This is a genomic window from Corynebacterium sp. MSK122 (assembly GCF_030229435.2).
Classification (GTDB): Bacteria; Actinomycetota; Actinomycetes; order Mycobacteriales; family Mycobacteriaceae; genus Corynebacterium; species Corynebacterium marquesiae.
In genome coordinates, this window is record NZ_JASPHV020000003.1 from 118,416 (window position 1) to 130,324 (window position 11,909).

The 11,909-nt window shown below is 64.1% G+C and carries 14 protein-coding genes; 13 read left to right on the forward strand and 1 reads right to left on the reverse strand.

The annotated features are described in order from the left end of the window. Positions 1 to 8: 8 nt before the first annotated feature. The 13 genes from QP934_RS02520 (at position 9) to QP934_RS02580 (ending at position 10,570) form a co-directional block, all read left to right on the forward strand. On the forward strand, positions 9 to 938 hold the full coding sequence (locus tag QP934_RS02520; RefSeq protein ID WP_419126718.1) for a D-isomer specific 2-hydroxyacid dehydrogenase family protein: 930 nt from the start codon (positions 9 to 11) through the stop codon (positions 936 to 938). Next, positions 938 to 1,843, forward strand: a complete 906-nt coding sequence (locus QP934_RS02525) for a D-isomer specific 2-hydroxyacid dehydrogenase family protein (RefSeq protein WP_419126719.1) — start codon at positions 938 to 940, stop codon at positions 1,841 to 1,843. The genes QP934_RS02520 and QP934_RS02525 overlap by 1 nt, the downstream gene beginning before the upstream one ends. Beyond that, positions 1,843 to 2,142 (forward strand): hypothetical protein, encoded by a 300-nt coding sequence (locus tag QP934_RS02530; RefSeq protein ID WP_349819124.1) that lies wholly within the window; start codon positions 1,843 to 1,845, stop codon positions 2,140 to 2,142. The genes QP934_RS02525 and QP934_RS02530 overlap by 1 nt, the downstream gene beginning before the upstream one ends. A 96-nt stretch (positions 2,143 to 2,238) precedes the next feature. Beyond that, complete coding sequence (locus tag QP934_RS02535) at positions 2,239 to 3,507, forward strand: glutamate-5-semialdehyde dehydrogenase (protein WP_419126720.1); 1,269 nt, start codon at positions 2,239 to 2,241, stop codon at positions 3,505 to 3,507. Positions 3,508 to 3,530: 23 nt separating this feature from the next. Next, on the forward strand, positions 3,531 to 4,148 hold the full coding sequence (nadD, locus tag QP934_RS02540) for a nicotinate-nucleotide adenylyltransferase (protein ID WP_419126721.1): 618 nt from the start codon (positions 3,531 to 3,533) through the stop codon (positions 4,146 to 4,148). A gap of 146 nt (positions 4,149 to 4,294) precedes the next feature. After that, positions 4,295 to 4,738, forward strand: a complete 444-nt coding sequence (rsfS, locus tag QP934_RS02545; protein ID WP_419126726.1) for a ribosome silencing factor — start codon at positions 4,295 to 4,297, stop codon at positions 4,736 to 4,738. A 6-nt stretch (positions 4,739 to 4,744) separates the two neighbouring features. Then, entirely contained in the window at positions 4,745 to 5,443 is a 699-nt protein-coding gene (locus QP934_RS02550) for a histidine phosphatase family protein (protein ID WP_284791428.1), read from the forward strand. Continuing rightward, positions 5,443 to 6,318 carry a DegV family protein gene (locus tag QP934_RS02555; protein WP_284791427.1) on the forward strand — a complete coding sequence of 292 codons (876 nt, stop codon included), beginning with the start codon at positions 5,443 to 5,445 and terminating at the stop codon, positions 6,316 to 6,318. The genes QP934_RS02550 and QP934_RS02555 overlap by 1 nt, the downstream gene beginning before the upstream one ends. 99 nt (positions 6,319 to 6,417) lie before the next feature. Beyond that, complete coding sequence (locus QP934_RS02560) at positions 6,418 to 7,116, forward strand: ComEA family DNA-binding protein (protein WP_340418889.1); 699 nt, start codon at positions 6,418 to 6,420, stop codon at positions 7,114 to 7,116. 18 nt (positions 7,117 to 7,134) lie between these two features. Next, positions 7,135 to 8,547, forward strand: a complete 1,413-nt coding sequence (locus QP934_RS02565; protein WP_340418888.1) for a ComEC/Rec2 family competence protein — start codon at positions 7,135 to 7,137, stop codon at positions 8,545 to 8,547. A 1-nt stretch (position 8,548) separates the two neighbouring features. Further along, positions 8,549 to 9,526 (forward strand): DNA polymerase III subunit delta, encoded by a 978-nt coding sequence (gene holA, locus QP934_RS02570; RefSeq protein WP_419126722.1) that lies wholly within the window; start codon positions 8,549 to 8,551, stop codon positions 9,524 to 9,526. A gap of 10 nt (positions 9,527 to 9,536) precedes the next feature. After that, positions 9,537 to 9,926 (forward strand): ankyrin repeat domain-containing protein, encoded by a 390-nt coding sequence (locus QP934_RS02575; RefSeq protein WP_198491916.1) that lies wholly within the window; start codon positions 9,537 to 9,539, stop codon positions 9,924 to 9,926. Continuing rightward, complete coding sequence (locus QP934_RS02580; protein ID WP_337888326.1) at positions 9,923 to 10,570, forward strand: LysE family translocator; 648 nt, start codon at positions 9,923 to 9,925, stop codon at positions 10,568 to 10,570. The genes QP934_RS02575 and QP934_RS02580 overlap by 4 nt, the downstream gene beginning before the upstream one ends. On the opposite strand, the gene QP934_RS02585 is transcribed toward QP934_RS02580, so the two are convergent. Next, positions 10,567 to 11,895 (reverse strand): type II restriction enzyme, encoded by a 1,329-nt coding sequence (locus QP934_RS02585; protein ID WP_419126727.1) that lies wholly within the window; start codon positions 11,893 to 11,895, stop codon positions 10,567 to 10,569. The two genes, QP934_RS02580 and QP934_RS02585, sit on opposite strands and share 4 nt — an antisense overlap. Between the last annotated feature and the right edge of the window lie 14 nt (positions 11,896 to 11,909).

The window sequence follows — 11,909 nt, forward strand, 5'->3', positions numbered from 1 at the left end:
GTTGGGGCATGAAATATTTCATGGGACCGGAAACCTGGCAGCCGATGGTAGAAGACATCGAGGCTGCCGGGCACCAACGCGTAAGCAGCATCGAGGACGCCGAGGTCTATATCAATAATGCGCCCAATCCGCGCCGCATCCCGGAGATGCCGGAGAATATCGGCTGGGTGCAGCATTGTTATACCGGCGTCAACCAGCTCATCGATGCCGGCGTCATTACCCCAGACGGCGTGCCGTGGTGCAACTCCGCCGGTGCCTTTGCCCAGCCAGTGGCCGAATCCGCACTCGGGTTGGCCCTTTCCCAGGCGCACCACCACAAGGCCTTCGCCCAAGCCGCTACTTGGTCGGTGGCCAAAGAGCTGGATGAATCCCAGGCCTGGCTCTATGACCAGCAAGGGCCGAAGAGGGTAGCGATCTTTGGCGCTGGGGGCATCGGCAAGCAGCTCATTAGGCTCCTCAAGCCCTTTGGCGTGCACATTACCGCGGTCAATCGCTCCGGCCGCCCGGTCGAAGGCGCCGATGAGGTCGTGCCCATCCACCAAGCTGAAAGCGTATGGGGTGAGGCGGATTTCATCTTCTGCATTCTGCCGGCCACCAAGGACACCGAGGGGCTTATCGATGCCGCCACCTTCCGCGCCATGAAACCCTCCGCCATCTTCATCAACGTCGGCCGCGGCAGCACCGTAGTAACCGAGGATCTCGTGGCGGCCCTGCGCGATGGTGAGATCGCCGGCGCCGGGCTGGAAGTTATGGATCCCGAGCCGCTGCCTGATGGTCACCCGCTCTATGACCTGCCCAATTGCACCATGACGCCGCACATGGCCGCCTCCGCACACGTGGCGCAGTACCACTTGGGAGCTATCTTCAACGCGAATGCCGCCGCGTGGGAGAGGGGAGAGGCCATGCCCACCCGCGTCGATGCGGAGGCTGGCTACTAATGAAGTACGCGATGTTGCCCACCCCGTGGGAGGAAACCCTGCAGGTCCTCGACGCTGCCGGCCACGAGCGTGCCCCGCTGGAGGAGGCCGAGGTGCTCATCTTCAACGGCGGTCCAGATGATTTCCCACAGCCCCTGCCGCCGAACGTGGGCTTGGTGCAGGTTCCTTTTGCCGGGGTGGACCATCTGCTCGGCGTCATGCGTGATACCACCGCCCGCTGGTCCAATGCCGCAGGGCTATATGACGCCACCGTGGCTGAATCCACCATTGCACTTCTACTCGCGCAGTTGCATGCGCATAAGCGCGTGGGGACTAGCTGGGACAACCGCGATGAGGTGGAGGCCCATACCAGCTTCCTTTTTGAAGATAAGACGGTAGCGGTGGTGGGTGCCGGGGGCATCGGAAAGCGGCTTATCCGCATGCTAGAGGGCTTTGGCCCGCGCATCATTGCGGTCAATCGCTCCGGTACCCCAGTGGAAGGCGCCGATGAAACCTTCGCCACCACCGATATTGAGCGCATGTGGCCGGCCGCCGACTATTTTGTGGCGCTTGCGCCGCTAACGGAGCAGACACACCAGCTTTTCGATGCTGCTGCCTTCCGTGCCATGCCCGACCATGCAGTGGTAATTAACGTCGGCCGCGGTCCGCTTGTGGACACCGAGGCCCTTGTTGACGCTCTTCGCTCCGGCCAGATCGCCGGCGCCGGCCTAGATGCCACCGACCCCGAGCCCTTGCCTGATGGGCACCCGCTGTGGGACATGCCTAACGTGGTCATCACTCCGCACCTGGCCAACCCACCATATTCGGTGCGCCGACGCATTGGCTCGCATACAGTGCAGGCCATGGAGCGCTTTGCCGCAGGTGAGGCAATCCCCACGGAAGTAGATATTGAAGCTGGCTACTGATGGATAGCCCCGGTAACCGCGCTGACGATGGCCAGCTCAACCCGACCGCGACTGAGGTTGCGGATATGAGGGAGCGCCGGAAGAAAGTGAAGACGGTCGATTATGCTGCCTGGGCAGCCACCATTCTTTCCGTTGTGCTCGGCTATTTCTTCCACTGGCCCTATTTCTGGGTTATCCCGATCATCTGTTTTGTATGCTCGGCCGGAGCCCGCCACGTTTATAATCTGAGCTATTTTGAAGAGGAATACCTCATGTTCGAGCGGAAGGACGAGAAGCGCCGCCGCCGTGCATCCGACTAGCGCCGCCGCGAGCTCGGCTAATAAGTAGGCCACCGTGCGGGTGCTTGCTGCCCAACCGGCTGAAATGCGCGTGGCCTTTCGTTAAGCTGGTATGGCATGAGCAACACTGAACGCGAAGAAGTTCTGTCCAAAGCCCGTGCTGCCAAGGAAGTCGCGCCCGTCGTGGCGCAGCTGTCCACGCCGCGCAAGAATGAGATCTTGCAGCGCGCAGCCGAAAACCTCATTGCCCACACCGAAGATATTCTCGCCGCCAATAAGCAGGATATCGACGCCGGCCGCGAACGCGGCATGTCCGAGTCTCTTATTGACCGCCTGTCCCTCGACGCCGCGCGCGTCGAAGGCATCGCCGGTGGCCTGCGCCAGGTAGCCGGCCTGCAGGACCCGGTAGGAGAGATCCTGCAGGGCCGCACCATGGACAACGGCATTCAGATGAAGCAGGTGCGCGTTCCGCTCGGCGTGATGGGCATGGTCTATGAGGCCCGCCCGAACGTCACCGTGGACGCCTTCGGCCTGGCCATTAAATCCGGCAACGTGCCCCTGCTGCGCGGCTCTAAATCTGCCCGCAACTCCAATGCCAAGCTGGTAGAAATCCTGCAGGATACCCTCGCCGAGTTTGACCTTCCGCGCGAGGCCGTGCAGCTTCTGCCGTGCGAGACCCACGATTCCGTCCAGGACCTCATCACCGCTCGCGGCCTGGTGGACCTGGTCATTCCGCGCGGTGGCGCCAAGCTTATTGAGGCCGTCGTCACCGGCGCCACCGTCCCAGCCATTGAGACCGGCACCGGCAACTGCCACTTCTACGTGGATGCCTCTGCGGACCTGGGCAAGGCCATCGACATGGTTATCAACGGCAAGACCCGCCGCACCTCCGTGTGCAACTCCACGGAGTGCGTGCTTATTGACGCCGCCTTGGACGACTCCGCCAAGCTGCGCATCATCACCGCGCTGCAGGATGCCGGCGTGACCATCCACGGCGACGTCGCCGAGCTCGAGGCCTTCGGCGTCAAGGATGCCGTACAGGCCACCGATGAGGACTGGCGCGAGGAATCGCTGTCCATGGATATCTGCGCCAAGGTGGTCGACGGCGTCGACGGTGCCATTGCCCACATCGCCGAGTTCACCACTGGCCACACCGAGGCCATCGCCGCGCAGGATGCCGACGTCCTAGTGAAGTTCGGCAACGAGGTAGACGCCGCCGCGGTCATGCTCAACGCCTCTACCGCTTTCACCGATGGCGAGGTCTATGGCATGGGCGCCGAAATCGGCATTTCCACCCAGAAGCTACACGCCCGCGGCCCGATGGCTCTTCCGGAGCTGACCTCTACCAAGTGGATCCTGCAGGGTACCGGACAGACCCGCCCCTAGGAGTGCGGCTATAATCGCCATCCATGACTAGCCCACAGCGCATCGGCATCATGGGTGGCACCTTTGATCCCATTCACAATGGCCACTTGGTAGCGGCCAGCGAGGCCGCACACCGCTTTGCCCTCGATACCGTCGTCTTTGTTCCCACCGGCCAGCCGTGGCAAAAGTCCCACCGCGACGTCACTGCGGCCGAGCACCGCTACCTGATGACGATGGTGGCCACGGCCTCCAATCCGCGATTTACCGTCTCGCGCGTAGACATTGACCGCGAGGGGCCCACCTATACCATCGATACGTTGCGCGACCTGCGCGAACTCTTCCCAGCAGCGGAGTTCTACTTCATCACCGGGGCCGACTCGCTGGCCTCCATCATGAGCTGGCATAACTGGGAAGAGATGCTGGAGATGGCGCACTTTGTGGGCGTGACCCGCCCCGGCTATGAATTAAGCGCCGATATGCTACCTGCCGATGCGCAAGAGGCTATCGATCTCATCGACATTCCCGCCATGGCCATCTCCTCCACGGCGTGCCGCGAACGCGCCGGGCAGGGGCAGCCCGTGTGGTACCTCGTTCCGGATGGGGTGGTGCAGTACATCACCAAGAACAATCTCTATGGGCCTAACCCAGATAAGCCCCTGTAGAAACTTCCGCGGCCTTCCCCAGATTTTGGGCACGGGCCTGCTAAACGTGCAAGAATAGACTCTCAATAGAGATAGTTCATACCGAATATACTCAGACGCGAAAAGGGAATTTTTACACATTGTCTACTTCTGATCTCGCCCGCCGCATGGCAGAAACTGCGGCACACGCCGCGCAGGAAAAACTGGCCACCAATATCGCAGCAATTGATGTTTCCGACGTCCTCGCCATTACCGAGGTCTTCGTACTCGCTTCTGCAGACAACGAGCGCCAGGTGGCCTCCATCGTGGATGAAGTCGAAGACGAAATGACCAAGCAAGACTTCGAGCCGCAGCGCCGCGAGGGCAACCGCGAGAACCGTTGGGTGCTGCTGGACTATGGCAATATCGTCGTCCACGTTCAGCGCAATGACCAGCGCGAGTTCTACGGCTTGGACCGCCTGTACCACGATTGCCCAGCACTGGAGATCGAGGGCATCGAGGCCCCAGAGCGCCCGGGCGAATGGACCAATGGCGTCAACCCGCGCGAAGTTGATTCCATCGACGAGCTCCCACTGGCCGATAAGGTCCCTGGTGAGGACGAGGAGCTTTAAACTCGCATGAGCCGCCGCCTGATCCTGATCCGCCACGGACAAACTACCTATAACGCCACCGGCCGCATGCAGGGCCACTTGGACACCGAGCTGTCCGAGCTGGGCTATGAGCAGGCCCGCGCCGCCGCGCGGCTGCTGCAGGATCAGGGCGTGTCTAAAATCGTCGCCTCCGATCTCCTCCGCGCGCGCGAAACTGCGCGCGTGGTCGCCGAGGCCCTCGGCATGGATTTCACCACGGATGCCCGCCTGCGCGAGACACACCTAGGCCAGTGGCAGGGCAGAACCTCCGCCGAAGTAGATGCCGAGTTCCCAGGCGCGCGCGCCATCTGGCGCCACGACCCCACTTGGGCCCCGCCGCAGGGCGAATCCCGCGTGGACGTAGCCGAGCGTGCCCGGCCTGTCGTCGATGAACTCATGGCAGACTTCGCGGGCTGGGACCAAGGCCCCGTCCTCATCGTGGCCCATGGCGGCGCTATCTCGGCGCTGACCTGCCACCTGCTGGGCCTTGACCACGCGCAGTACGGGATCCTTTCCGGATTGAAAAATACCCACTGGTCACAGCTGACGGCCCGCCCTGATTTCAACCCGGACACGCCGCTGTCTTCGCTGGAGTTTACCCCAGACAATGTGGGTAGCGCCCAGTGGTATTTCGACGGCTGGAATATGGGGGGCGAGGTCACCGGGGACGGCGGGGCGGATATCTAGTGACGGTTCGCGTCATTACGGATTCCTCCGCAGGCCTGCCGCCAGAGCTGGCGGAACAGCTATCCATCACGGTCATTGACCTCCACCTCATGGAAAGCCACGGCAAAGATGGCCTGGAGCGCTCCACCTCGGGCTTGAGCGCGCTGGAGCTGGCCGCCGCCTACGGCCGCGAAATGGAGCGCGCCCAGGATGAGGGAGTGGTGGCCATTCACCTGTCCAAAGAGCTATCTTCCACTTATTCTGCCGCGGTATCGGCCTCCGGCGTCTTTCCGCACACGGTGCGGGTGATTGACTCCGGTTCGGCCGGCATGGTCATGGGTGCGGCCGCCATGTCCGCGGCTAAGTTGGCCTCCCGTGGAGCCAGTTTGGACGAGTGCTACGCAGCGGCCATCGGTACCCTCAAGCGTGCGGCTACCTGGGTTTACCTGCATTCCACGGAGGATCTGCGCCGCTCTGGCCGCCTTTCCCCGGCCACGGCTGTGCTGTCTACGGCGCTATTGGCTACCAAGCCGATTATGTCGATTACCCGTGGCAAGCTGGAGCTGGTGGGCAAGACCCGCACCCAGACCAAGGCTTTTACCAAGCTGGTGGACCTCATCGCCTCCCGCGCGGACGGTGAGCCGGCCTTTGTCGCCATCCAACACAACCAGGCCGAGGACGCAGCCGCCAAGTTGGAGGCGCTCCTTGCAGCGGCGCTGCCGCAGGGTTCGTCCTTTATTTGTACTCCGCTTAACGACGTCCTCTCTGTCCACGCCGGCCCCTCCGCCATCGGCGTCTCCGCCGTGTTTAGCTCCGAGCCGCCCGTGGAACCTGTGCATTCTCACACACGTGGTCGACCCCGCGCCTTCCCGCCGCGCCGATCTGTGGATAACTAGACCCAACGCGCCGGGTTAGTTGACGCCCACAACAAGTTATCCACAGCCCACCTTCGCTCGACCTACCACTTGTTTGCGCCCGCGCTTAGCCTCAGCGCCATGGCGGCACCCAAGATCAGCGAACGACTCCGCGAATTTACCCAACCCACCGGCGAGGAAGAGCTCCTCGCCGTCGATTACCCGCGCCCGCGATTGCGCATCAGCCCCTGGCAAGCCTGCGCAGTGGCGGTCATTCTCGTTATCGGCGTGGTGGTCTGGCTCGGCATCAATGCGCGCTCCGAAGAATCCGCCGGCATGCCCGAGCCTGCAGCTATGAGCCCAGGCGTGGCCCCGAGCGACGAACCCAGTGAAATCATCGTCTCGGTCATCGGCGAGGTGGCTGAGCCTGGCCTGAAAACGCTCGAGCCCGGCGCGCGGGTGGCCGATGCCCTCGACGCCGCTCAGCCGCTACCCGGCGCCGAGACCCTGGCTCTCAACCATGCCCAGCGGCTTTCCGACGGCCAACAGCTCCACATCCTGCCCTCCGGTGCTGCCCCACCTCCCGCATCCGGCGAGCCCGCCCCAGCCGGCGGCAACTCCAGCGGCCCCGGCGGTGGCGCTAGCGGCAGCGGCGTGAGCCTCAATAGCGCCACCGCCGAGGAGCTCACCGAACTCAAGGGGGTCGGCGAGGTAACCGCGCAAGCCATCGTGGCCTACCGCGAAGAGCACGGCGGTTTCAAGAACGTAGAAGAGCTCCTCGAGGTCTCTGGCATCGGGCCGGCGAAGCTGGCGCAGCTTAAAGACCAGGTCCAGCTCTAGCCCGTACTCGAGCGTGCGATGCGAGAACTGCGGCTCGTCCCCGGCGCGGCTACTGCCTGGCTAGCCGTCATTGCCGTGCTGCTCGCCGGCCGCGGCTGGGCCATCGCACTCATCGCAGTCGTCGTTTCGCTGTGCCTGGTTGCCCGCCAGTGGGGCCAGGCGCTCTTCTGCGGGGCAGTCGCTGCGGGCGCAGCGCTCGTCGCCGCGGTACGCCAGGCCCGCGCCGCCGCCTTCGATCTCGGCACCGAAGTCACCGGACGACTCGTTACCGCACCGACGCAGACCAGTACGGGCGGCTGGCTGCTGCGGCTGAAGGTGCCGGGGTATCCCACCCAGTTGCCGGTCTTTAGCCCGGATCCGGTCCCGGCTGCCGCGGGTGCCGAAATTACGGCGAGGGTGAAGGTAGGGGAGTCGGATAGGGCGGGCGTCGGAAAGCTCAGTGCCAATGCCACTGACGTGCAGATAACCGCCGAGCCCGAAGGCCTGGACGGTTGGGCGGCCGGCGTGGCCGAGAACTTCCGCGCGCTGGTCCTCGATACCGTAGGACCCTCCAGCCAGGGCCTGATTCCTGGCATGGTACTCGGCGATACCGCGCTGCAAGATACCGCCGAGCGCGACCTGTATATCGCCACCGGGCTTTCACACTTAAGCGCCGTATCCGGCGCCAATGTGGCCATAGTCTGCTCTGCCGCGGCCGTGGTCTGCGCCGCCTTCGCGCTCGGGCCCCGCGCCCGCGTGGCCGCCTCCCTGTGCGCCCTTGCCACCTATGTTCTGCTCGTGGGCTTCGAGCCCTCCGTCCAGCGCGCGGCCGTCGCCGGGGTAGTGGGGCTGCTCGCCGTGCTCAATTCCACCCGCATGGAGCCCATCCATGCGCTCAGTCTCGGCATCATCGCGCTGCTCTTTGTGGATTCCGACCTCGCCGTGCACTTTGGTTTTGCCCTATCCTGCGCGGCCACGCTCGGCATCGTGGCGCTTAGCCCGCTCATCTACAAGCACTTGGCCGTGACCGGCTGGCCCGCCATCTTCCTGCGCGCGGTCGCTGTGGCCATCGCCGCCGATATCGTCACCCTCCCGCTGGTCGCGCTTATGTCCGGCGAGGTCTCCGTCGTCTCCGTGCTGGCCAATATCCTCGTCGAGCCCGCCACCGTGCCGATTACCATCGTGGGGCTTATCGCCGCCATCTTTGCCCAGCTCGGCCCTCTCGACGTGCTAGGCGCCGGCTTGCTGCGCCTCATTGAGCCTTTCTCGTGGTGGATTAATACCATCGCCCACGGCGTGGCTCACCTGCCGGTAGTCACCATCCCCGCCAACCCGCTTTTTACGCTGCTTGCCTACGCCTGGATCATCGCCGGCCTCCTCTATCACCGCCCGTGGCTCACGTTGGCGCTGACGCTGGCGGGCATCGCCTGGCTCGGCCTGGCCGCAGGCTAGAATGGCGGGCATGCCTCCAGTACACCTCATCCTCGGCGACGATGAATTCCTCACCGAACGCGCCCGCCTGCAGATCCAGCGCGCCGCGGCCGAGGAGAGCGGATCTACCGGTGCCCGGCCCGAGCTGACCAAGCTCAAAGCTTCCGAGGTCTCTGAGGGCGAGATCCTCGAGGCCACCAGCCCATCGCTGTTTGGCGATAACCGCGTCATCGTCATCAGCGACTGCGAGCGCGCCGGCAAAGAAGTAGTCGATATCCTTCTGCGCGCCTGCGCCAATCCCGCGCCGGGCATGACCATGGTCATTATCTACTCCGTGACGGCCAAGACGCTGAAGAAAAAGAAGAAGCAACCCGAGCTCGTGGCCAAACTGCGCAAGATTGCCGAGGTCCACGAGGTCTTTTCGCTTTACCCCAATGAGCTGGGTCAGTGGGCCACCCGCGAATTTTCCAGCCACGGCGTGCGCCCGACCCCGGACGTTGTCCATGCCGTGCTCGAGGGCGTGGGCTCTGATCTGCGCGAGCTGGCCTCAGCCATCTCCCAGTTGGTCTCCGATACCGGGGGCAATGTCACCCGCGAGGCGGTGCAAAACTACTACGTCGGCGTGGCCGAGGTAGCCAATTGGGACATTGCCGACGCCGCCGTCGCCGGCCGCGTCGAAGCCGCCGTATCCACCTGCCGCCGCGCTCTCCAGCTGGGCGCGAGCCCCGTGGCGATTGCCGCGGCGCTGGCCAATAAGGTCGGCGCCGTCGCCCGCCTCTACTCCGCGCGCGGAGACCAGTACTCGCTCGCGAGCCAAACCGGCCTAGCACCCTACGTGGTCAAGATGACCCAGCCCGTGGCCCGCCGCTGGTCCGCCGATAATGTCACCAAGGCCGTCATCCTCGTCTCCGAGCTCGATGCCGCCGTCAAAGGACAAGGCGGCGATCCCGAATTCGCCATAGAGGCGGCCGTCAAACGCGTCGCGGAACTGGCGCGATAAGCTAGAAACCATGTCTGAGACGCAAGTGCAAGAATTCGCCGGTCGACTCTTTGACATGGCGCGCGAGGGCAACCTGGACCTCCTCGCCTATATCGACCACGGCGTGAATATCGACCTCGTCAACCACGAAGGCCAGTCCTTTATTATGCTCGCCGCCTATCACGGCCACGCCGAGCTGGTTTCTGCACTTGCCCGCGCCGGCGCGGACGTCAACCTGCTCAATGACCGCGGCCAGTCCCCGCTCGCCGGTGCCATCTTCAAGAAGGAAGACGCGGTTATCGACGCCCTCCTTTCCGCCCACGCCGACCCCACCGCCGGCCAGCCCTCCGCGCTGGATTCCGCCCGGCTGTTCGGCCGCGAGGACCTTATCCCGCGCCTCGAAAGCGAGGCGGGGGAGTGACCTGGACGTCCTTTTTCACCCTCTTGCTGATGAACCTGGTAGGCGTCGCCTCGCCGGGACCGGACATCATTTTGGTGACCCGCTACGCCACCCGCTCGCGCCGCCACGCCATTGCCGCGGCCGCCGGCATCCAGATTGGCGTGCTCTTTTGGTGCGCCGCCACCGTCTTTGGCGCCGCCGCGCTGCTGACCGCCTTCCCGGAAATCCTCGGCGCAGTCCAAGCCGTCGGTGGCTGCTTCTTGGTGTTTATGGGAACGCGCGCGCTGCGCAGCGGCATCGCCCAGCGCGCCAATCCACCGGTAGACCTTGAAGACGCAGCCGCCCAGCTCGGCCGCCTGCGCACCGCCTTCAAGGTCGGCCTGGCCACTAATATGTCCAACCCAAAAATCGTGCTCTTCCTCGCCGCGATGATCGCCCCGCTGCTCCCGGCCAGCCCACCCGTCTGGCTGGCGATTGCGCTGACCCTCTCGCTTTCGCTGTCGGCCTTCCTCTTCTTCCTCGTCGTCGCCACGGTAATTTCCACCAATGCCGTGCGCCGCAAGCTCATCGCCGCCGGCCCGTGGATCGACATCGGCTCGGGCCTCTTCTTCGTCATCGCCGGCATTGTTCTCATCATCTCCGGCGGGCAGAACCTGCTGGCTTAAAATAGGCGCGGCGTGCCCTCGGTCACCGTGTCCAGCACCCACTGGGTCCAACGGGCGACGGTGGAGGCGCGCCGCCGGGACGTCGCCAAGCTGAGCCCCAGCCCATTCATGGCCACACAAATCTCCGCGGTGCTAGCCACCGCGCCGCGGGCCAGGCTGAGCTCAAGCACCTCGCGGAAAACCCGCCGCGCCGCCAGCGCCCGTATGAGCGCCGCATTCCGAGCGTCGCGCTGCGGCTGCTCGATCACCCGCCGCCCGTGCTCTGTCGGCTCCCACGTGTCCTCCACCGGCTCCGCTAGGCCCAGGTAGCGCGCGGCGTTGGCATAGTAATCCGCCTGCCGCGGGTCGAAATCATAGCGCTGGGTAATCTCCGCCTTGCTTAGCGGCTGCAGGGCAATGAGCTCCAGCAAGTTGACCACCCGCTCAAAGCTATTAGCCTGCGGGAAGGGCACGGCCGGTTCGGGTTCGGGCGCTACCGCCCGCACGATGTCGAGCGCCGCCTGCGCATCCAAGTGCGAGGAGGACAGCGCGTAGCGGGCGCTATCGACCAGCGAAATGCTGCGAAAATCCGCCGGGTCCCGAAACTCATAGCGGTACAGGTGGAAAATGCCATTGGAATACACCAGGTAAACCGGCACCACATCCTTGGCCAGGCGCTGCTGGAAACGCCGATACGGAAAATACAGCTGCCGGATATTGAAATCCTCCGACAGGTGGTTCTTCGCCTCCACCAGCACTAGGTGCTTGAGTGATTCAAAGCCGCCGTCGATTTCCATCTGCGCGCGGTCCACCGCCACATCCACGCCCAAGTCCGGCAGCCGCACCTTAAGCCCGTGCGTGGACATGCGCCCCGCCACCGTGGCCTGCAACGGCGCGCACCCCAGGAAGTCCTCCAGCATCCCGCTTGCCGACGCCCCATTTAACGCCACTGCCTCCGAGCTCACTGCCTCCAACGAGAGGGTGTCCAGCCCCGCCGGCAGCTCTAGCGTGCGCACCTCGCCGCGCTGCGTTTCTGGAAATCGTTCGTAGAGGTTGAATCGCCCTACCAGATATTCACTTCGGCTGACCGGCACGATTCCCAGGCGGAGACGCTGAAAAATCCACGGCCGCGAGGTAGAGAAATCATGCTTGGCCATCAACCGTGGCTGCCGGCCCGAGAGCTGTTCTAGCTCCCGCGCGCCGATATAGAAATACCCGCGCCGCTCCAGCTCCGCGTCGTATCCCGCCGCCAGGATGCGCAGCCACCCCCAGTCATTGACGCCGAGCTTCATCGACTCCGGCACGCCAAAGCGTGCCCGCAACTCCTGCTCCTGTCTCTTATACACATCTCCGAGCCCAC

What these genes read in the sequence shown, in the direction of transcription:
- QP934_RS02520 (WP_419126718.1), top strand. Translation starts at nt 9, where the DNA reads ATGAAATATTTCATGGGACCGGAAACCTGGCAGCCGATGGTAGAAGAC.
- QP934_RS02525 (WP_419126719.1), top strand. Translation starts at nt 938, where the DNA reads ATGAAGTACGCGATGTTGCCCACCCCGTGGGAGGAAACCCTGCAGGTC.
- QP934_RS02530 (WP_349819124.1), top strand. Translation starts at nt 1,843, where the DNA reads ATGGATAGCCCCGGTAACCGCGCTGACGATGGCCAGCTCAACCCGACC.
- QP934_RS02535 (WP_419126720.1), top strand. Translation starts at nt 2,239, where the DNA reads ATGAGCAACACTGAACGCGAAGAAGTTCTGTCCAAAGCCCGTGCTGCC.
- nadD (WP_419126721.1), top strand. Translation starts at nt 3,531, where the DNA reads ATGACTAGCCCACAGCGCATCGGCATCATGGGTGGCACCTTTGATCCC.
- rsfS (WP_419126726.1), top strand. Translation starts at nt 4,295, where the DNA reads ATGGCAGAAACTGCGGCACACGCCGCGCAGGAAAAACTGGCCACCAAT.
- QP934_RS02550 (WP_284791428.1), top strand. Translation starts at nt 4,745, where the DNA reads ATGAGCCGCCGCCTGATCCTGATCCGCCACGGACAAACTACCTATAAC.
- QP934_RS02560 (WP_340418889.1), top strand. Translation starts at nt 6,418, where the DNA reads ATGGCGGCACCCAAGATCAGCGAACGACTCCGCGAATTTACCCAACCC.
- QP934_RS02565 (WP_340418888.1), top strand. Translation starts at nt 7,135, where the DNA reads ATGCGAGAACTGCGGCTCGTCCCCGGCGCGGCTACTGCCTGGCTAGCC.
- holA (WP_419126722.1), top strand. Translation starts at nt 8,549, where the DNA reads ATGGCGGGCATGCCTCCAGTACACCTCATCCTCGGCGACGATGAATTC.
- QP934_RS02575 (WP_198491916.1), top strand. Translation starts at nt 9,537, where the DNA reads ATGTCTGAGACGCAAGTGCAAGAATTCGCCGGTCGACTCTTTGACATG.